Origin of the sequence: Pseudomonas putida, from assembly GCF_028682455.1 — a bacterium.
Classification (GTDB): Bacteria; Pseudomonadota; Gammaproteobacteria; order Pseudomonadales; family Pseudomonadaceae; genus Aquipseudomonas; species Aquipseudomonas putida_AA.
Genome location: NZ_JANHLD010000002.1, coordinates 846,635 through 866,594 on the forward strand (window position 1 = coordinate 846,635; position 19,960 = coordinate 866,594).

Genomic DNA, 19,960 nt, shown 5'->3' on the forward strand with positions numbered 1-19,960 from the left:
TCAGTCCTCCTGGGTGACCCGCAGCAGTTCGTCAAGGCTGGTACTGCCGGTCAGCACCAGGCGTTGGCCATCCTGGAACAGGCTGCGCGACGCTGTACGCGCCTCCAGCGCGAGCGCCTGTTCGCTGGCGCCGCGGTGAATCAGCGCCGCCAGGCTGGGGGTCATGGTGACCAGCTCGTAGATGCCGATACGCCCGCGATAGCCTTGCTGGCAGTGCTCGCAGCCGTTGGCCTTGAAAAGTTGCACGGCCGCTTCGCTGCCAAGCCCAAGCCGCAGGCAGGTAGCGGCGTCGGCGACATACGCGGTCTTGCAGCGGGGGCACAGCGTGCGCAGCAAGCGCTGGGCCAGCACGCCCACCAGCGACGAGCACAGCAGGTAGGCATCCACGCCCATGTCGACCAGCCGCGTGACGGCACCCACCGCACTGTTGGTGTGCAGCGTCGACAGCACCAGGTGGCCGGTCAACGACGCCTGCACGGCAATCTCGGCGGTTTCCCGGTCGCGGATCTCGCCGACCATCACCACGTCCGGGTCCTGGCGCAAGATCGCCCGCAGCCCCCTGGCGAAAGTCATTTCCACCTTCGGGTTGACCGGGGTCTGGCCGATGCCCGGCAGGTGGTACTCGATGGGGTCCTCGACGGTGAGGATGTTGCGCGTCTGGTCATTGAGACTGGTGAGCGCCGCATACAAGCTGGTGGTCTTGCCCGACCCGGTGGGGCCGGTCACCAGCAGGATGCCGTGGGGCTTGCCCAAGGTCTGCCGAAAGCGCGCCAGGGTATCGTCTGGCATGCCCAGGCGCTGCAAGTCCAGGCGCCCGGCCTGTTTGTCGAGCAAGCGCAGCACCACCCGTTCACCGTGGGCCGAAGGCAGGGTCGAGACCCGCACATCCACCTCATGGCCAGCCAGGCGCAGGGCAATCCGTCCGTCCTGGGGCACGCGCTTCTCGGCGATATCCAGACGTGCCATGACCTTGATCCGCGACACCAGCAGGTTGGCCAGTTCACGCTTGGGCCTGAGCACTTCACGCAGCTGGCCGTCGACGCGCATGCGCACCACCATTGCCTGCTCGAAAATCTCCAGGTGAACGTCCGAGGCCTTTTCACGCACAGCCTCGCCCAGCAGCGCATTGATCAATCGGATGATCGGCGCGTCGCCCTCCTGTTCCAGCAAGTCGGCCGTCTGCGGCACCTGGTCGGCCAGGGTCAGCAGGTCGAGCTCGTTGTCCAGGCCCTGGGCAAACTGCTCGGCAGCGCTCTGGCCGTCGCGGTAGCAACTGGCCAGCCGTGTGGCGAAGGCGTCGGCCCCGAGCACCTCGACCGGCACGTCCCGGCCACTCAGGCGGCGCACCTCGGCCAGCGCGGCCAGCGGCGCATCGCCGCGAACGAACAGCTTCAACTCGGCGCCCGTGCCTTCCAGCAGCACCCCGAAACGTCGCGCAAAGCCGAATGGAAGCTGCTCGCAATGGCCGACCTGCCCCGTCATGGAGCCCCCGTCTTGTGTGCGCGCGGGTTATCGGCCGGCGGGTTGTCGTAGCCATCGAACAGCTGGTGCGGATCGCTCGGCAACAGCAGCGAGTTGCTCTGACGGGCGGCGGGCTTGCTCAGGCCGCGCAAGACGTTGTAGCGGTCCTGGCTGACCTGCTCGATGTCCTGCTTGCTGCGCACGATGGTCGGGCGCAGGAACACCATCAGGTTGCTCTTGGTCTGGGTCTCCCGGTTCCAGCGAAACAGCGCCCCCAGGTAAGGGACGCTGCGCAACAGCGGCACGCCGCTTTCCTGGGTGCGCACGGTGTCTTTCATCAGCCCGCCGATCACGATGATGTCGCCATCCTCGGCCAGGATCGTGCTCTTCAAGGCGCGCTTGTTGGTAATCAGGTCAGCGGAATCCACGCCTGAGAGCGCCGGCGCGATGTCCGACACTTCCTGCTCCACTTCCAGGCGCAAGGTCGTGCCATCGTTGATATGCGGCTTGATCTTCAGGCTGATCCCCACATCCTTGCGCTCCACCGTGGTGAAGGGGTTTTCCGCCCCGCTGCTGGTGGTGGCGTAGGAGCCGGTCTTGAACGGCACATTCTGGCCAACGATGATTTCCGCTTCCTGGTTGTCCAGAGTGAGCAGGCTTGGCGTCGACAACAGGTTGCTGCGGGTGTTGCTGGCCAAGGCCGAGATCAATGCATTGAAGCGGTCGCTACCGAGGCTCAGCAAGGCGCCTTCGGGGGCTTGCAACTTGTCGTCGAATTTCAGCCCGTTGCCGATCGACAGGCCCACCCCGGGGAAGTTGATCAAGCCCTTGGCATCGCCTGTGTTGAGCCCCCACTGCACCCCCAGGGCCTCGACCACGTCGCCGGAAATTTCCACGATGGCCGCGTGGATCAATACCTGCGCACGCGGCTGGTCCAACTGGCGGACGATGTTCTCGATCATGCGGATCTGGGTGGGTTCGGCCACCAGCACCAGGGCGTTCTGGCTTTCATCCGCCTTGACCATGAACTGCCCGGCGGAGCTTGCCGGCATGCTTGCCCTGGCCACGCCGCCGCTGGCATCGGGGGTCAGGCCGGGCCCCATCGAGTCGAGAATGTCGGCCAACTGCCGGGCATCGCTGTGGCGCAGGCGAATGACCCGGGCGTTGTCGGACTTGGCGGTCGCCGGTACGTCCAGCGAGCGCGCCAGGCGCGCAAGACGTTGCCGGGTGGCCTGGGTACCGATGATCACCAGGCGATTGCCGCGGGTATCGGCGATCACCTGCCCGCTTGCCTCGGCACCGGCCTTGCCCAGCGACGGCTCCATGATCCTGGCAATGTCGGCGGCCAGGCCATGCAGCAGCACCACCACGTCGTGGTTGGACTTGGTGCCGCTGTCCAGTTGCCGCACGATCTGCGAGACACGCCGCACATTGCTGGCGGTATCGGAGATCACCAGCGCGTTGGCCGACACCGACGGCCCGACATGGCCGTGGGTCGACACCAGCGGGCGGATCAACCCGGCGATATCGGCAGCGGTGCTGCTGTTGAGTTCGATCACCTCGGTGACGAACTGCGACGCCGACGAGGTTTTGGCGTTGCCGGTGCCTGCGCGGGTCTTGGCTTCGGTCACCGGGGTGATAAGGATGCGGTCGCCCTGGTCGATCACCGTGAAGTCATGGGCATCGAGCACCGAGTAGAACAACCGGCGCACGCCTTCGCGGTCCAGGGTGTCGTTGGACATCACGGTGATGCGCCCCTGCACCCGGGGGTCGAGCACCACGGTGGTACCGAGTATCGTCGACATCTCTCCCACCACATCCCGCAGCTCGGCGTCGTTCATTGCCAGCTGCCATTGCTGTTGCTCGGCCTGCGCCGCGCCGTGCAACAGCACCGATGCCAACGCGGTGGCGCCCAGCGTGCGGCGCAAGGCCCCCCTTGGAAAAATAGGCTTCATTCGATCAATCACTCTGAAACGGCTCGGCAGCAGGCCGAAGAAAGGACGGGCGTAGCGGTGCCGGGCCGGCGCCCTGGGCAACGGCAGGCTGCAAGGTGCGCTCACCCGCCAGTTGCAGGGGGAGCAGTTCTTCCCGGCCCTGGCGCCACAGCAGCACATGCCGGGCTTCGACGCGGCGCAATACGCTGCCACCGGGCAGGCGTTCACCGACCTGGTAGATACGCTCGCCATCGGCGTCCGCCAGCAAGGCCCGCGACAGGCCGCTGCTGGACACAAAACTTGCACGCAGCGTCAGCGGTTCGGCACTGCGCAGCGCCTCGACCTCGCTACCCAGGCCCATGACGGTGGCAATCGCGGCCGGGTTCACCTGGGCGAGCGGCGGCGCCACGGCAGCAGCGCGGCTCACTTCGGCAGGGGGAACCAGCGCCTTGCGCAGCGCCCACTCGCTCCAGCCCAGGTACGCGCCAAGGCCGAGGGGCGCGAGCCAGCAGGCCGCCTTGACCCATGAGGGCCAATGGCCAACCCAGGGCGCCATGAGCACGCTCACTTGGGCGCGCTCCATAACATGCGCTTGAGCACCCGGCGCCCTGCGACTTCATGCTTGACGACGGCGGCCACATGCAGGGCGACCAACAGGCCAAGCACGGCACACGAAACAACATGGACAGTAAAAAACAGACCGATCAGATAAGGGTCTTGCAGTGGCTGAGGAATAAAAAACAAATCGAACACGGTAATCGGGCGATCCATCATCAACACTCCCGTGATCAAAACAATGATCACCGCCAGGTAAATAGCCTGGTGGGCGATAACGGCCAGGGACTCGGCGAATGAACGGGGTTGCCCGACATGGCTCGAGCGCGTTCTTAGTGCCAGGTAAAACCGCCAGATAAACAACGGAATGAACACGGTAGTGAGGGATACATTGAAAAACGCCACCCACGCCTTGCTGGCAGCACTGACTTCAAACAGCGCAACATAAAAGCCACTGATCAACGCCCACAAAATAACGACAGCCGACAGCCAATGTAAAACCTTCTGCAAGTGGGAATAACTATGATCTTTCATACACGATAAACTCGATTGAACTTGCAAGTTGCCTGCAGCTCCAGGCGCACATCACATGCGCCTGGAGTACTACTGGATCAACTTATTTCTGATCCCAGGCCATTTGCCAGCTGTGACCCACGCCTGGCTCAAAGCCGTTGGCGCTCGGGCTGTACTGCTTGCAGTAGCCCGAGTACGGGAAGGGCTTGCACTCATAAACCGAGTTGGTTTTAGGGTTCAGCACCTTGGTACCCGCGGTGTAGGCATGCAGGTGCTCCGGGAAGACGAAGTCGAAGTCCACGGCGCCGCCCTCACCGGTCAGTTCGGTTTCCTTGAAGTCCTGGCGCATGGTGCGGCCGTCTTCGGTGGTACCGACCAGCTTCACCCCGTGTACGCCCGGCGCGGTGCGAACGTCTACGCTCATCCGGGTGCTGCCGTCGGCAGCCAGCTGCTTGGTCTGGCCCACTTGCTTGTTGTTGGCATCGAACACGGTCGCTTCGACGTTCATGGGGCGATTGGCGTCCACCTGGAAGGTGACCTGGCCCAGGCCCGCGTCAAGCTCGTACTGCGCATTGAGTTCGGCCAGATCCATGCGGGCAGCGGCGTCTTCCTTCATCTCCAGCGAGACTTCGAAACGCACCACGCCGCTGTCCTTCTGGGCATACAGGTTGTTCGCGCCTTTTACCGGCTCGATATTGCCATCGTCGTCACGCAGACCGGCACGCACCAGGGTGTGGGTGCTATTGATGGCTTCGGCCAGTTTGAACGACCAGTTCTCGGCCTTGCCCTCTTGCTCCGAGTCGATGCTGATCTCGGTGCTGTATTGGGGGCTCTCGCCGTTGACGGTGAAGGCACGGACCTTGACCTTGTCGCCCTGCAGCAGTTCGGTATCGGCGGTGATTGTACCGGCGTTGGTCCAGCCCCCCGGCAGTGCAGCTTCGGCGAGGATGTTGACGTCGGTGACGCTATGGAACGCCGCTGCGGTGTCGCCAACGGTCCACAGGGCGAGGATTACATGCTGGCCGGTTTTGTCATCCGGAATGGTGCACGCATGCTTGGTACCGTTGCTGGGCTTTTGATTGCCGCCATCGATGGTGCAGAACGGGGTGCTGTCGAACGTGGCGCGGGCCAACGGCTGGTTCGGGTTCCAGCCATTCTTGCTGATGAAATACTCATGCTTGGTGGCGGGGTGACTGGCGGTGTAGGTCCACACAAAATCGATGGCGCGATACTTGATTTCATTCAAGTGCCAGCGATTGGCCGACTGGGCATCCAGCGCGGTGAACCGGCTGGTGCTACCGCTGGCAATCTGGCCATCGATCGGGCCTTGCATCGGCGCGCCGCCCACACCGGCCGGGAAGCCCTTGAAGGTTTCACCCACGCTCTGCGGTTCGTACTGAGCACCACCACACCCGGTGTTCACGCCTTTCTGGCACAGGAAGGCACGCGACGGTGGCTCGCTCAAGAAGCCGTGAGCAGAGGCAGTCTGCGCAGCCATCATTGCGGCCAGCAGCGTCATCGAAGTTGCGCAACCGGCCAACACTTTGTTTTTCGACATTGTTTTTTTCAAGTTCAAACTTCCTAGTTAGTTTATCTTGTCGACCACTTGCCGCCCTCTCCCCGGCCATAACAAGTGGCACTTCTTTACTCCCAGCGACCTCCTTGGCCCCCAGACTTTCACACTCGTTAAACGAGGCAAAACTCAACAAGCTGGCATTGATTCGCCGCGCACATATCCCGCCCGGGTTCAAATAACGGATACACAGGCGCCCCCCGCGCAGGCCACGGCCGGCGGCAATAAACAGAAGTTAGATAGGGGTGCAGCGCAGCGAGGATATGGGGCAGAACACCGAAGCGCCCTGATACTTGTTTTAGGATTCTACAGACTCATGTATTTCTTCGAATCGGAATACTCTTAAAACACATGATGAATGACTTCAATTAAACAACTGGCACTTCATTACGCTATCAACCAACCGTTCGTCGGTAAATACCCATGACAGTCAACGTTGACCATAACAGGCCAGTGCTTCTTCCAACTGGTTCAACAGTGTTTCTACATGCTCGTTGGGCCAGGCGCGGGTGCGAAGTTGCTGCTCCAGCTCACAGGCCACCCCGACCATTTCGGTTGCCCCGGCCGTCAGGGCCGAGCCGTGGATGCGGTGGGAATGATGCAGCGCCAGGGCAAGGTCATCACGCGCCAGGGAGTCACGCAGCCCCTGCAGGTCATCACGACTGGCATCGAGGAAAATCTGGCGCATGCTCTGCTCGAAATCGTCGGCGGCTGCCGGCACCAAGGTCGACTCCGCAGGCAGTAACCAGAACGCCAACAGTTGCTTGAGCTCGACCAGGCGCAAGGGCTTTGCCAGGCTTCCATCGATACCGCTCTCGATACACCTCAAGGTGTGCTGCTCATCGGTCGAGGCCGACGTGGCGATAATCGGCAGGTGCTCGAGCCCGTGGCCGTGTTCCTGCTGGCGAATGCGCCTGGCCACTTCGTAGCCGTCCATGCCTGGCAGATGGCAGTCCAGCAAGACGATGGCAATGCCCTCCCGTTGCTCGAGGGCCTGCAGTGCCGCCGGGCCATCCTCGACCACCTTGGCCACATAGCCCAGCTCATGCAATTGCAGGCTCAATGCCTTCTGGTTGAGCGGGTGGTCTTCGACGATCAGGATCGTCTGCTTGCACAGCCCGTGCGGTTCGGGGGCCGAGGGGCCTTGCACCGGCGCGGGTACGTGGCCCTTGCCCTGGGCCAGCACCGGCAACAGGCAACTGATATGGGTGCCACGGCCAACCTCGCTGGACAACTGAATGCGCCCGCCCATCAACTCGACCAGGCGCTTGCAGATCGACAGCCCCAGGCCCGTGCCGCCATAGCGTCGGGTGATCGACGAGTCGGCTTGCACGAATGCGTTGAACAGGCGCTTTTGCTGGCTCGGGCTGATACCGATGCCGGTATCGCTGACCCTGATCCGCAGCCACCCCGAGTCGGGGGCCGCCGCCTGGTAGTTGAAGGTCAAGGTGATTTCCCCATGCTCGGTAAACTTCACCGCATTGGAGAGCAAGTTGGACACCACTTGCCGCAGCCGCAGCGGGTCCAGCACCAACAGCACGTCGTCGAGGCCTTCAAGGTGCAGGGTCAGGGTGGTATGCCGTGCGTCGGCATTGAGCCGATGCACATCCGCCAGGCCCTTGGCAAGCACCGCCATGTCGGTAGGCAAGCGCTCCAGCTCGACACTCTTGGCGTCCAGCTTGGAGATGTCCAGAACGTCATCGAGCAGGGCCAGCAGGCTGCTGGCCGACACGCTCGACATGCTGACCAGCTCTTGCTGGTGGCTGTCCAGGGGCGTGCGCTGCAGCAGCTCGATGGACGAAATCACCCCGTTCATGGGTGTGCGGATTTCATGGCTCATCATCGCCAGGAAAGCAGACTTTTCACTTTCGCTGCGCTGCGCCTCGCGCTGGGCCCTCCTGGCCCGCCGGGCCATATAGACGAGGGCGCACAAGCCCGCCACCAGCAGGCCGATTTCAAGAGCATAGTAGCGACCGATCGACGACCAGGAAGGCGCACCATAATCGGTGCTTTCGATCCACCGCTCCATCATCCGGTCGGTGTCCTTGGAGTTCAGTTGCCCCAGGGACTTGTTGATGATCGAGACCAGCATCGTGTTGCCGGCGGCAACGCCCATCGCGGCCACTGCCGGCATTTCCGAGAGCACGCCGGCCAGGTGCAAGGTATCGAAGTATTTGCGCCGGATCACCGGCTGCAGGGCGATATCCAGGCCCACCGCGGCGTCTGCGCGGCCCTCGTCGACCGCGGCCAGGGCCTGCTCGGTGTTGGCGATCAGCAGCAGCTTGATGTCGGGAAACTGGGCACGCAGGTAGCGCTCGTAACTGCCACCGCCCTTGACGGCGACGGTTTTGCCATTGAGCTTGTCGGGGGTGAACATGATGGGCTCGAAGGAGCGCGTGACCACCACGGTGGAGCTGACGAAATACACATCCGACAGCAGGATCTTCTTGCGCATTTCGTCGGCCAGCAGGTGTACCGACACGGCGCTGCTCAGGTCGATTTCGCCGCGCTGGATGCTGGCGATGGTGTCGCTCCAGCTAGCGGTTTCGACCAGGCGAAAGCGCAAGCCGCTGATGCGCTCGATCTGCGCGATGTACTCGCGGGTCAAGCCGCGGTGCTGGCCAAATTCTTCGTATTCGATGGGCCAATAGGGGTCGATGGCATAGCGCACCACCGGGTGCTCGCGCATCCATTGCTGCTCGGCCGCGGTAAACAGCGTGGCGTGCTGGGCCTGCACCCCGGCCGCACACAACGACAGCGCCAGCATCACCCCGGCCAGCAGCCCCTGCATGGCTAGCGTCCCTCGAGCAAGTAACGCACTTTGTACAGTTCGTTGTCGCTGCGCAGCCCGAGCTTCTTGAAGGCCGCCTGCTTCTGGGTACTGATGGTCTTCACGCTGCGAGAAAACTTGGCGGCGATCTGGGTGACCGACATGCCATCCAGGCAGCAGCGCAGCACATCGTGCTCGCGAGCGGTCAATTCGCAGTTCTGGGTAAGGCGGTTGACGTCTGCCGCCTCTGCGTTTTCCACTGTGGCAGGCCCGGCAGGCACTGTCCCCTGGTTTTCCCGCAGTTGCTCGGCCATTGCCTCGTGAAGGTAGATCTTGCCGCCGGCCACCTTGCGAATGGCCTCCGGCAACCGGGCGGTGTCGAGGTCCTTGCCGACGAAGCCGTGGGCGCCGCGGCGCATCACCAGGGCGACCACCGCCGGCGTGTGCAGCGCAGACATCACCAGCAAGCGCACATTGGGGTAGCGCACCCGCAACCCGCGCATCAGGTTGAGCCCATCGATTTCATCAGGCCCAAGCAGGTAGTCCATCAGGATCAAGTCGACCTCTTGCTTGTGCAGGGCGGCCATCATGTGCTGGCTGCTGCTGAAGACCCCCACCACTTGCAGGTCGGGCTCGCTGCCGAGGATCAGTTCAATCCCATGCAACACGACCGGATGGTCGTCCAATATCATGATGCGTATCAGCCGCTTAGCGTACATCGAAGCCTCCGGAACCTCTGAACTGTCGGGTGAACGGACGGGCGTCCAGCCAAGCATGTACGCGGCCGGGCTTGATGCGAGCGTGCGGCATCCAAGCCGATATCTAGTAGATACAAGAATAGTCCAGATTTTTAGCAACTCACCCACGGGCCCGGCTCAGCGTCGCGCCTCACCGACTTTATAGTTGTAATTGAACAACACGTACAACGATATGCCTGTTAGCCCTTGGCAACTTTGATACGTTTGGGGGCACCGCCTTCAATCAAGTCGAAGGTGTATTCCCGGTTAGGCACCTTATCGAAACTGAAACTTTTACCTGGCAATACATGGTGCTTTTTGGTGGGGTAACAGGTGCGCGCCTTGTCGGTTGCACAGTCCTTGAATTCGTCCAGAACAATGGTCGAGTTGCCCGCGTTGGTCACTTTGTATTGCGCCTGGGTATCGTCGATTTTAGTATCGAAGCGGCTGTCTTGCGGGCGAACGAAGAACATGATGCCGTAGCCCGTCAGCACATTGACACCGGCAGACATGGCCTCTTTATAGGCCTCGCGCTCTTCGTCGCTCAGGGCGAACTGGTCTTCTTTCTCTGGCACCACGGGCACGAAACGCACCCGGTAGTAGCGCTCGCGATCGCGGTTGCCCATATAGAGCAGGCGCGTGGCCTGCATGCCCTGGGACGGCACGATCAAGCGTGCGGGGCTTGCGATCAGGCCTTCGGGCGTGGCGGCCCCGCCCTTTTCAGCAAGCGGTATTTCGCGCGTCTTGCCATCGGCGCCGAAGACGATTTCATAGATATTGACCCGCACGAAGGCGGTGCTCGCACCGCCGTTGTACACCCGTTTGAGGTAGGTGCTCTTGTCCCCGTCGAGGTAGTCATAAATGGTGCCCACATTGATATTGGGGCCGGCGAATGCTGCCACGGCATACAGATTAAATAATGCGAAAACTATGAATTTTTTCAAAACCAATCCTACTCAATGCTGAAAGGTCAACGCCAACACCAACACTCACGAACGTCGAAGACGAGCTTGCGAGGAAAAGACCCACAAATAAAAAGCACACGCACCCCACCACGTCCAACTTACCATGTTGGGGGATGGCGCCAATGTAGCGGAAGTTACAAGGGGCCAAAATAAGAATCCTCCTAAATCGGCGCACGTGATATCCGAAGTAATTACTGTCCGCTACACATCAATCGCAGAGTTTGTTTAGCGCTCCGGGAACCCGCTGAAACCAGCGTTCTTCAAGACTACGGCGCCAGGATGTCGGAATCCCAGACCACCGTTACATTCCCCGAGTACTTGCTGCCGGGGTGGTTATCGGTCATCTCTCGCACCTCATCGCGGCCGACTTCGAAGTGCAGGCTGGCCTTGCTGTCCGTCACCATCCGTGTCGGCGTGAACACCTGTTTGTCCACGGCACTCAGCACCTGGCGATTGACCGGTTGGCCACTGGCGTCGTTGATGCCTGCGGGCAGCGTGACCCGGGTTTCTACCGGCACCTGGTGGCCGCTGCCGTTCTGGATGCCGCACCGGTTGCCAAGGGGGTACTGGCATTCGAGGTGCATCTTGAAGGCATTGTTGGTGGAGAACTGGAAGCTCTGGTCGATGTACAACTTCTCGGGCCGTCTGCCCCGCTGAATCCACTGCATCCAGCCGCCTTCGGGTCGCAACGCCAGGGTGTGCCCACCCCAGGGAAACTTCGCAACCAGCATATGGTTGACGGTCAGGTTCAGGTTGACTGTAAATACACTGTCCGGGTATTGAAGCTTATCGCCATAGTCGATATCGCCGTGCGGGGCGAACGAATAGCTGATGGAGCCTTGATATACGCCAGATGCCATGGACTGCGGCTCGGGCAACTGGACTTCGTAGCTATAAACAGCACCCGTATATCGAACATTCGATATATTGAAACGGGATATTTTTCCGCACTCTGCCGGCGCTGCGCTACCCCCCGGCGCATGCCAAAAAAACTCAAATCGCGCAGTTGTATCGTTGTAGGATCTACTAGCTGTCGAGCATGCCGAATTAGTATAGATCTTCCAATTGTTACCCACCCATAAGGCATCGTGCGCGGCAGCGAGACTTGAACTGCCCGTTACAGTGAGAACATTGGGAAGGTTGACACGAGCACCAAACCCTGCCAGTCGAAACTTCACCGTTTTAACATCGACTCCGTCAGTGACTTGTACATCACGCCACTCGGACGGGAGCTTGAACATCACCCCTTCGCGTCGGGTCGCATGGCTGGCAGTGATTGGACTTGCACCCGGAGAACCTAGCCCTGAAACACAGCGGCGCCCACTCGGGCAGTACCCGGGCCCGGCCGAGGTATCTACAAAACTATTTGAAGCCGGATTAGCGGGATCGGGAGAGTACACAAACGTGAGACTTCTCTCCGCCGCAAGTACGGACTGCGCTGCCATAGTGAGGAAAACCAACAAGATCCCTTTGCGTACCTTATTAAAGTCAAGCCCCATATTTAAAAACACCTCGTTACTTCAACATCAATGCGCTTATCTGCAGGTGCGCGTGGTTCACACCGTCTTGTTCAGGCGGCAGTACGAACGTGCAGACTGGATAGTGAGGACATACGCATGACACCCTGGCGCGACTGGCGGGTGTTCAAGCTGTTCTGCTTGAGGAGTGCCGGCAATTACCGCCACGGCACACAGACTGAAGGATAGGCAGACGAGTCAACACCCACGACCGGCGAAGACAAGCCTGTACAACAAACGCTGACAAATAAACGAATTCACGCACTTCCGCCTCCAACAAATGGTGGTTTGGAATGGCGCCAATCTAGCGCAAGCCGCGCGAGGTAAAAATCGGAATCCTCCTAAAAGCGTTCCTGTACCGCCCGCCGGGGCTGTCGTGTAGCCGCGGCGGTGAGGCTGCTTCCACTGCAGCGGCCGATGGCCGCCGCCCATGAACGCTACGGTGCCAGGATGTCGGAGTCCCAAACCACCGTTACATCCCCGGAGTACTGGCTGCCGGCATGGTTGTCGGTCATCTCTTGCACGTCATCACGACCGACTTCGAAGTGCAGGCTGGCCTTGCTGTTCGTCACAAACTGCGTGGGGGTAAAAACGGCTTTGTCGATGGGGCTCAACAGCTGGCGATTGACCGGCTGGCCACTGGCGTCGTTGATGCCCATTGGCAAGGTGACGCGGGTGTCTACCGGCACCTGATGGCCGCTGCCGTTTTCAATGCCACAGTGATTGCCGAGGGGGTACTGGCATTCGAGGTGCATCTTGAAGGCATTGTTGGTGGAAAACTGGAAGCCCTGATCGATGCTCAGTTTCTCGGGGCGCCTTCCGCGTTGAATCCACTGCATCCAGCCGCCTTGGGGGCGAAGTGCCAATGAACTGGTGCCCCAGGGGAATTTCGCCTCGAGTACATGATTGACATTAACAATGATGTTGACTCGATAAAGATTATCACTGGGCAGCAGGTTGTCACCAAAGTCAAAGTCCCCTCCAGGGCCGTACGAGAAGTCGATAGACCCTGTGTATTCACCGGACGCCATGGAATGCGGGTTAGGCCCTTCTACCTCGTACTTGATGTATTGCATTTGTATATATAATTGATTGAAGTCGTGGCGAGTAGTCTTGGCACAGACTCCACTTCCCGACGTGGGAAAGTTCCAGGAAAATTCATAATAATTAGCCGCAGCATTTTCATGCCCTGAATTCGTGCATGGGCTAGGCGCTGTAAACCATCGACCGCCATGCCATAATAGCCCGTGTGCGGTGTGAGCATGGCTATGACCGACGATGGTGGTTACAAGCGGCGTTGTCTCATAACGCCCGCCAAACCCCTTGACACGAAACCTCACCGTAGCGACATCGACGCCATTGGTCACTTGAACATCGTGCCAGCCGACGGGAACACTGAGTACCGCCCCGTCCCGGGGATTTGCATGTTCCGCCACCATAGGCGCAACCGTTCTATTGGTTATATTCGTGCGCATGCTTTTTTCGTTAGGGCCGCAGGAAGAAGGTCTTCCCCTGCAAATCCCGTAGTTTTCCGTTGTATTGATGAATCTGTTTGAGTCCGCATTCGAGGGGTTGGGAGAGAACTCAAGTGTCACGGTATTTTCAGCCGCCGTGGCATAGGACGATGCGACGCTCAGGCATACAAGCAACACGCCCAGGCCTTGTTTTTTGAATGAGTATTGCATGTTCAGTTCCTGGCCGTTTTTACGTCAACAAGGTTGTCCGCGCTGGCAAGCCGGTCTTTACCGGTCCCTTCTACACAGCGTAAATCCCCCGCCATCAATACATCGCCCTCGCGGCGCAGCATGGATGAGTCCAATGCAAATCGACATTTGACCTGGTCATTGCGGCGCACCTCCAAGGTCGGCGTGCCCTCGCTCAACTCCATGGAGAAGAAGCCATCGGCTTCGGTCACCCCACGCGAGGCGTGGTTGATCACGTGGTGCCCACGCAGCGGCTCGTCGTTGCCATCGAGCAGGCGCCCCAGCACCGTGACGGTCTTCATGATGTGCACCTGGCGATACTCCACGCCGCCCTTGTTCAGGTGGTAGCGTGCGCTGGACGGCTGGATGGTGGCGGCCGGCGCATGCACGCCCTCGAAGTCGAAGCGCACGGTGCCGTTGCGGTACGCGGTTACCGGCACGAAGTTACGCCCCGGCTTGAGCACCGCACCCGCGCCGCTCAGGTCATCGGCGCGCAGTTCGATGGCGTCGATATCGGAGATCACGTCGACGATCATGCCGGCCTGCTCGTTGCCGTGCGCGCTCGAGAGCATGGCCTTGCTGCCGCCCACCACCAGGGTGCTGTTGAGGTTCAAGCCACCCGAAAGCGCCTTGTTGTACGACGATTGCTGCATGAACACATCACCGCCGGCGGCAGCGGTGGCGAATTGCGCCGAACCACTGACACCCACGCCATAGGTGTCGGCCATGGCCGTGGCCGACACGGAGGTCAAAGGCCCCACGTCGACGTCCTGCTGGTAGCCAACGCTGGCGTTGCGATCGGCGCTGCCGTCACGGGAGGTGCGCGTGCCCAGGCTCGCCGACACCCGTTTACCCTCGCGGCCCAGGGCCATGCTCAGGCTCAGGTCCACGCCACGGTTACGCTGGTTGCCGCTGCTGCTGGTGCCGGGCCGGTCGAACACCGACAGGCGCCAGTTGGCGTCGCTGCCGAACAACTTGCCGTTGCGCATCCAGCCCAGGTCCAGGCCGACGCCTTCGACCTGGCCGTCACTGTGCGACACGCGGGCGCTCAGGCTGTTCTGAGGGTCGAGGCGATGGTTGATACCCAGCGACGAGTTGCTGACCTGCCCGGCATACGGGCTGCGCTGGCGCACGCGGGTGCCGTCGTCGAGGGTCTCCCAGGTATCGCGGTTGTCGAGCCAGCTGCGGTTGTGGCTGAAGATCACGTTGCCCTGACCATAGTTGTGCATGGCATGCAGGTCCATGCCGGTGCCGTGGTCCTTGGTCTGGTAGACATTGGCGTACGCCGTGGTGCTGGCGCCAAGGCCCAGGTCCAGCGAGCTGCCCAGCTGGTTCTTGCCTTTGACCTGCCGGGCCGACAGCCCGACCACGGCACGCGGGTGCAGCAGGTAGTTGACGGCAGCGCCGGCCGTCATGCCGCCCTCGGATTGCTCTTCCCAGTTGCTCAGCAGCTTGCTTTCGCGACCGATGAAAGTGTTGTAGCGCCAGCGCTTGCTGGTGTCGCTCCAGTTGATGGGCTTGTAGACCAGCTCCTCGGTGGTGGAGGTCACCTGGCCATCTTCCAGCAAGCGCACCTCGATCTCGTAGATGCCGCCGGGCAGCGGCCGGGTGTCGAGGGCATGCAGGCCGGCCTGCACTTGCTGGGTGTTGATCAACGAACCATTGCGATACACCTCGACCACCGCCTCGCGGTTGGCGGTCACGTAGATCGGGTACACCGAGGGCCGGGCCACATCCATCGCGAGGCTGTCGGAACTGCCGAACATCATGCCCAGGGCGGTATCGGGGCTGGCGCCGAAGTTGCGCAACTGGCGGGTCAGGCCTTGCGAGCTCGGCGCGTAGTAACCCAGGCGAAAAAAATGATCGTGCCATTCGGTCTGGGTGTGCAGCTCGTTGATCGAATGCAGGGTGCGGCCGTCGGGGCCACCCGTCTTGGTCAGTTGCCCGTTGACGGTTTGTGTCCAGTCCCCCAGGCTGCTCATGGCCTGCAGGGCATAGCGGCCATTGAAGTCTTGCTCCTGGCCGCCGGAAATATTCAGGTTGTTGGCGACGATGATGCCGGTACTGCCGCCCACCGGCAGGTCGAAATGCTGCTTGGCGGCAAGATCGCGCTCGGCGTTGCTGCTCAGGATCGCGACCTCGGAGTTCGCCAGGCTGTAGTGCACGGCCACCAATCCGTTGTTGCACGCGGTGTTGCACGCCCCCAGCGGGACGCCTTTTTGCAGCAGCGCATGCCAGGCATCGCGCTCGCTCGCATCGATAAGGCTGTCGCGGATGTCGGTGAACTCGATCAGCTCGATGCGCTCGTCCCGGCTCAAGACCACGATAGCCTCGCCCAGTGCCTCGCCGTCCAACGTCATGCGGACCACCAGGGGAACGTCAAAAAAATGCTCGTGGAAATCCTTGGGCAGCCCCTGGGCCTGGGTCAGGAGGCTCACATTAGTTGACGAAGGAGAACTTGCTGCATACGACGGCAGTACGCCTACCAATGTCCATGCAATAACAGCTGGACGCAGGACTGATCGAAACATAAATAAACCGGGCCTGATAGTGAAACAGTATTCAGCGACTCCAGGGAGTCGCTGAACGCTCAGCGGTACACTTGCTAAATAGCTGAGTTACGGTGCCAGAACGGCATCGAAGGCCAACTGGACGTTGCCCTCGTAGTTACCGGCAACATAGCCGCCGGCCGGTGTGGTTGGCTTGATTTCCAGCCATACAGTGGAACCCTGCTCGGCTTCTGCTTCAGTCAGCACTTCTACGCCGGTGGTGCTCAGCGCCTTGTTGTTGAACGAAACTTCCAGATCGATCTTGTCGTTGCCGACGATGCTCTGCAGTTCAGCGGTATTCAGCAGGCTGGCTTCGATGGAACCCGCGGTGTGCTTGGCGAAGAACTGCTTGCGCAGGGTGTCGAGGCTCCCGGCAATCGGGTTCCAGCCCAGTACCTGAGGGGTACCGATCCAGCTGTTGTCCACCGGCTCGACGTGGAACTCGAGCGATGGAATGGTGGCTTCCAGTTGAATGGTTTTACGTTCTTGCTGGGCCATTGCCTGGACGGAAACAGCCAGGGCTACCAGGGCGACAGGGGCGAGGATGATTTTCTTAAGTGCACTCATGTTGTAGATCCATTTGCTTTATTGGTGGTTTCGTATAGCGCTCAATGTTGCGGCATACACCTTATTCGCCCCGCGACGATAATGATGAGCGTCGGCGAATGCGTGCAATTTATAGAACCCCCTGAGCACCACGAATCGGAATGCTCCTAAAAACAAATGAGGTACTGGCTTTTTCGCCAAATGGTCACTACGACGACGAACGGTCAATGACTCGCACTGCAACTAAGCGGTTCTAGGACGATTCCGATTGACCGCACTTGTTATTTGTCTTTAGTGCAGTACCGATTGAGCGTTGATAACGCGATTTGAAACTTCATTCACTTTGTAACCTCACTTTGTGTAGAATGCCGCCCGGGTGCCACCGCAATACTGCGGCAGGGCAGGTTTCATTCAGCGCAGGTCGGGCCGCCGCGCGGAGTAGCCTTGCCTATGAGCCTGGACCCATCACGCCCGCACACTGCCAACGAGCTTCGTCAGTCGCCTGCCGCCTTGGCCTTTCTCACCCGTTTTTTTGCCGCTGAATCCGCCGGCGGCGTGATCCTCATGGTCGCGGCGCTGGCCGCCCTGATCGTGGCCAACTCGCCGTGGGCCGATGTCTACTTCTCGACCCTGCAGGTGAAAGCCGCCGGGCTTTCGATCGAGCACTGGATCAACGATGGCCTGATGGCGATCTTCTTCATGCTGGTGGGCCTGGAGATCAAGCGCGAAATGCTCGCCGGCCAGTTGTCGACCTGGAGCCAGCGCGCCCTGCCCGGCTTCGCCGCGCTCGGTGGCATGCTGGCACCGGCCCTGATCTATGTCGCCATCAACTGGGGCGATGCCCAGACCCTGGGCGGCTGGGCCATTCCGGCAGCCACCGATATCGCCTTCGCCCTCGGGGTGCTGGCGCTGCTGGGCAAGCGGGTACCGCTGTCGTTGAAGATCTTCCTGTCGGCGCTGGCGATTCTCGATGACCTGGGGGCGGTGGTGATCATCGCCCTGTTCTACACCAGCGGCCTGTCGGTGGGCATGCTGCTTGCGTCGCTGGCCGTGATCGCCTTGCTGGTGGTGCTCAACCGCTGCGGGGTAAAACGCCTGCTGCCGTACCTGCTGGCCGGCGGCCTGCTGTGGTTCTTCATGCTGCAATCGGGCGTGCATGCAACCCTGGCCGGGGTGATCCTGGCGCTGTGCATCCCGCTGGGCAACGCCGACACCACGCGGCGCTCGCCGCTGCTCTACCTCGAAGAAAAGATGCACCCGTGGGTGGCCTTCGCGGTGGTGCCGATTTTCGGCTTTGCCAATGCCGGCGTCTCGCTGGCCGGCATCACCCCCGGCAACCTGATCGAACCGGTTCCGCTGGGCGTGGCCCTGGGGCTGTTGCTGGGCAAGCAGGTGGGTGTGTTCGGCCTGGCAGCACTGGCGATTCGCACGGGGCTGGCGAAGCTGCCCGAGGGCTGCAACTGGATGCAGCTGTATGGGGTCGCCCTGCTGTGCGGCATCGGTTTTACCATGAGCCTGTTCATCGGCGCGCTGGCCTTCCCCGCTGCCCCGCACCTGGTCGATGCCGTGAAGGTGGGCGTGCTGATGGGCTCGTTCGTGTGTGCCCTGCTGGGTATCGCGGTGCTGCTCAAGGCCGCGCGAACAAAAGCCGCCAGCTGAACCTGAGAACAATCCAGGCATCAATACAGGCCTGAAAAAACCGGGTGAACATCGGCGCTTGCAAGCGTCGATGTTCACCCGGTCTGGTTTCTACTCCACCATTCCCCCGTAATCGCTGAACAGAAAGGCGGCGGCGTCGGTGCCAAGGTCTGCCCGCAACTTGCCGCTGTGGCGCAGGTCGCAAAACAGTTGGGCCAACTCGTTGGCTGGGCCTTCGGCCTGGGCGTGCTCGGCGGCCTGTCGTGCTGGCGAGTGCGACAGGCATCCCATGGATCCATTAAAACCCAAGACGTTCGATTACCGCCCGAAAAACCATACTAAGATCTGCATTGCCGTTGACTAAGGCTCCGCAAAGCGAATTTAATGGATCCATTAAATAACAACAATCGCTGACCGGAGAGCCTCCATGTACCTCAAGAACACCTGGTATGTAGCCTGCACCCCCGACGAAATCGCTGCCAAGCCCTTGGGCCGGCAGATTTGCGGCGAGCGTATGGTTTTCTACCGAGGCCAGGAAAACCGCGTCGCCGCGGTAGAAGACTTTTGCCCGCACCGCGGCGCGCCGCTGTCGCTGGGCTATGTCGAGAACGGCAACCTGGTGTGCGGCTACCACGGCCTGGTGATGGGCTGCGATGGCAAGACGGTAGAGATGCCCGGGCAACGGGTGCGCGGTTTTCCGTGCAACAAGGTGTTCGCCGTGCAAGAGCGCTATGGCTTTGTCTGGGTCTGGCCCGGTGACCAGGCGCTGGCCGACCCGAGCCTGATCCCGCACCTGGAGTGGGCCGTGAGTGACCAGTGGGCCTACGGCGGCGGGCTGTTCGACATCGGCTGCGACTACCGCCTGATGATCGACAACCTGATGGACCTGACCCACGAAACCTACGTGCATGCCTCCAGCATCGGCCAGAAGGAAATCGACGAGGCGCCGCCGGTGACCACCGTCAACGGTGACGAGGTGGTCACCGCCCGCCATATGGAAAACATCATGGCCCCGCCGTTCTGGCGCATGGCCCTGCGCGGCAACGGCCTGGCCGACGACGTGCCGGTGGACCGCTGGCAGATCTGCCGTTTCACGCCCCCCAGCCATGTATTGATCGAAGTGGGTGTGGCCCATGCGGGCAAAGGCGGCTACCACGCTGAGGCGCAGCACAAGGCATCGAGCATCGTGGTCGACTTCATCACCCCGCAGACCGAAACTTCGATCTGGTACTTCTGGGGCATGGCGCGCAACTTCGCCCCGCAGGACCAAGCCTTGACCGCGAACATTCGCGAGGGCCAGGGCCAGATCTTCAGCGAAGACCTGGAGATGCTCGAGCGCCAGCAGCAGAACCTGCTCGACAACCCGCAGCGCAACCTGCTCAAGCTCAACATCGATGCGGGCGGCGTACAGTCGCGCAAGGTCCTCGAGCGCCTGATCGCCAAGGAACGCGCGCCCCAGCCCGAGCTGATCGCAACCACCGCCACCCCGGCCTGACCCA

Annotated in this window: 15 protein-coding genes; 2 read left to right on the forward strand and 13 right to left on the reverse strand. The window is 61.1% G+C overall.

Translation table 11 applies throughout. The features are described 5' to 3' along the window. The 12 genes from gspE to NPS58_RS14435 form a co-directional block, all read right to left on the reverse strand. Entirely contained in the window at positions 1-1,482 is a 1,482-nt protein-coding gene (gspE, locus tag NPS58_RS14380) for a type II secretion system ATPase GspE (protein WP_274116019.1), read from the reverse strand. Then, positions 1,479-3,416 carry a type II secretion system secretin GspD gene (gspD, locus tag NPS58_RS14385; RefSeq protein WP_274116020.1) on the reverse strand — a complete coding sequence of 646 codons (1,938 nt, stop codon included), beginning with the start codon at positions 3,414-3,416 and terminating at the stop codon, positions 1,479-1,481. The genes gspE and gspD overlap by 4 nt, the downstream gene beginning before the upstream one ends. 4 nt (positions 3,417-3,420) lie before the next feature. Continuing rightward, entirely contained in the window at positions 3,421-3,963 is a 543-nt protein-coding gene (locus tag NPS58_RS14390) for a type II secretion system protein N (protein ID WP_274116021.1), read from the reverse strand. After that, positions 3,960-4,484 (reverse strand): cytochrome b, encoded by a 525-nt coding sequence (locus NPS58_RS14395; RefSeq protein WP_274116022.1) that lies wholly within the window; start codon positions 4,482-4,484, stop codon positions 3,960-3,962. The genes NPS58_RS14390 and NPS58_RS14395 overlap by 4 nt, the downstream gene beginning before the upstream one ends. 82 nt (positions 4,485-4,566) lie before the next feature. Further along, on the reverse strand, positions 4,567-6,033 hold the full coding sequence (gbpA, locus tag NPS58_RS14400; protein WP_425313071.1) for an N-acetylglucosamine-binding protein GbpA: 1,467 nt from the start codon (positions 6,031-6,033) through the stop codon (positions 4,567-4,569). A 433-nt stretch (positions 6,034-6,466) separates the two neighbouring features. Further along, positions 6,467-8,827, reverse strand: coding sequence for an ATP-binding protein (locus tag NPS58_RS14405; RefSeq protein ID WP_274116024.1), 2,361 nt, complete (start codon positions 8,825-8,827; stop codon positions 6,467-6,469). A gap of 2 nt (positions 8,828-8,829) precedes the next feature. Beyond that, positions 8,830-9,525, reverse strand: a complete 696-nt coding sequence (locus NPS58_RS14410; RefSeq protein WP_274116025.1) for a response regulator transcription factor — start codon at positions 9,523-9,525, stop codon at positions 8,830-8,832. A 218-nt stretch (positions 9,526-9,743) separates the two neighbouring features. Further along, entirely contained in the window at positions 9,744-10,487 is a 744-nt protein-coding gene (locus NPS58_RS14415) for a molecular chaperone (protein WP_274116026.1), read from the reverse strand. A gap of 287 nt (positions 10,488-10,774) precedes the next feature. Further along, positions 10,775-11,368 carry a hypothetical protein gene (locus NPS58_RS14420; RefSeq protein WP_274116027.1) on the reverse strand — a complete coding sequence of 198 codons (594 nt, stop codon included), beginning with the start codon at positions 11,366-11,368 and terminating at the stop codon, positions 10,775-10,777. A 1,094-nt stretch (positions 11,369-12,462) separates the two neighbouring features. After that, positions 12,463-13,710, reverse strand: coding sequence for a hypothetical protein (locus NPS58_RS14425; RefSeq protein ID WP_274116028.1), 1,248 nt, complete (start codon positions 13,708-13,710; stop codon positions 12,463-12,465). 2 nt (positions 13,711-13,712) lie between these two features. Beyond that, a complete protein-coding gene (locus NPS58_RS14430) occupies positions 13,713-16,259 on the reverse strand; it encodes a TcfC E-set like domain-containing protein (protein WP_274116029.1) in 2,547 nt (848 codons plus the stop codon). An 87-nt stretch (positions 16,260-16,346) separates the two neighbouring features. Continuing rightward, entirely contained in the window at positions 16,347-16,844 is a 498-nt protein-coding gene (locus NPS58_RS14435) for a CS1 type fimbrial major subunit (RefSeq protein ID WP_274116030.1), read from the reverse strand. A 429-nt stretch (positions 16,845-17,273) separates the two neighbouring features. Here NPS58_RS14435 and nhaA point away from each other — a divergent pair, with 429 nt between their 5' ends. Continuing rightward, positions 17,274-18,482, forward strand: coding sequence for a Na+/H+ antiporter NhaA (nhaA, locus tag NPS58_RS14440; protein ID WP_274116031.1), 1,209 nt, complete (start codon positions 17,274-17,276; stop codon positions 18,480-18,482). A gap of 90 nt (positions 18,483-18,572) precedes the next feature. Here nhaA and NPS58_RS14445 read toward each other — a convergent pair whose 3' ends face one another. Next, positions 18,573-18,752 (reverse strand): hypothetical protein, encoded by a 180-nt coding sequence (locus NPS58_RS14445; protein ID WP_274116032.1) that lies wholly within the window; start codon positions 18,750-18,752, stop codon positions 18,573-18,575. 136 nt (positions 18,753-18,888) lie between these two features. Here NPS58_RS14445 and NPS58_RS14450 point away from each other — a divergent pair, with 136 nt between their 5' ends. Beyond that, complete coding sequence (locus tag NPS58_RS14450; RefSeq protein ID WP_274116033.1) at positions 18,889-19,956, forward strand: aromatic ring-hydroxylating oxygenase subunit alpha; 1,068 nt, start codon at positions 18,889-18,891, stop codon at positions 19,954-19,956. The last annotated feature ends 4 nt before the right edge of the window (positions 19,957-19,960 follow it).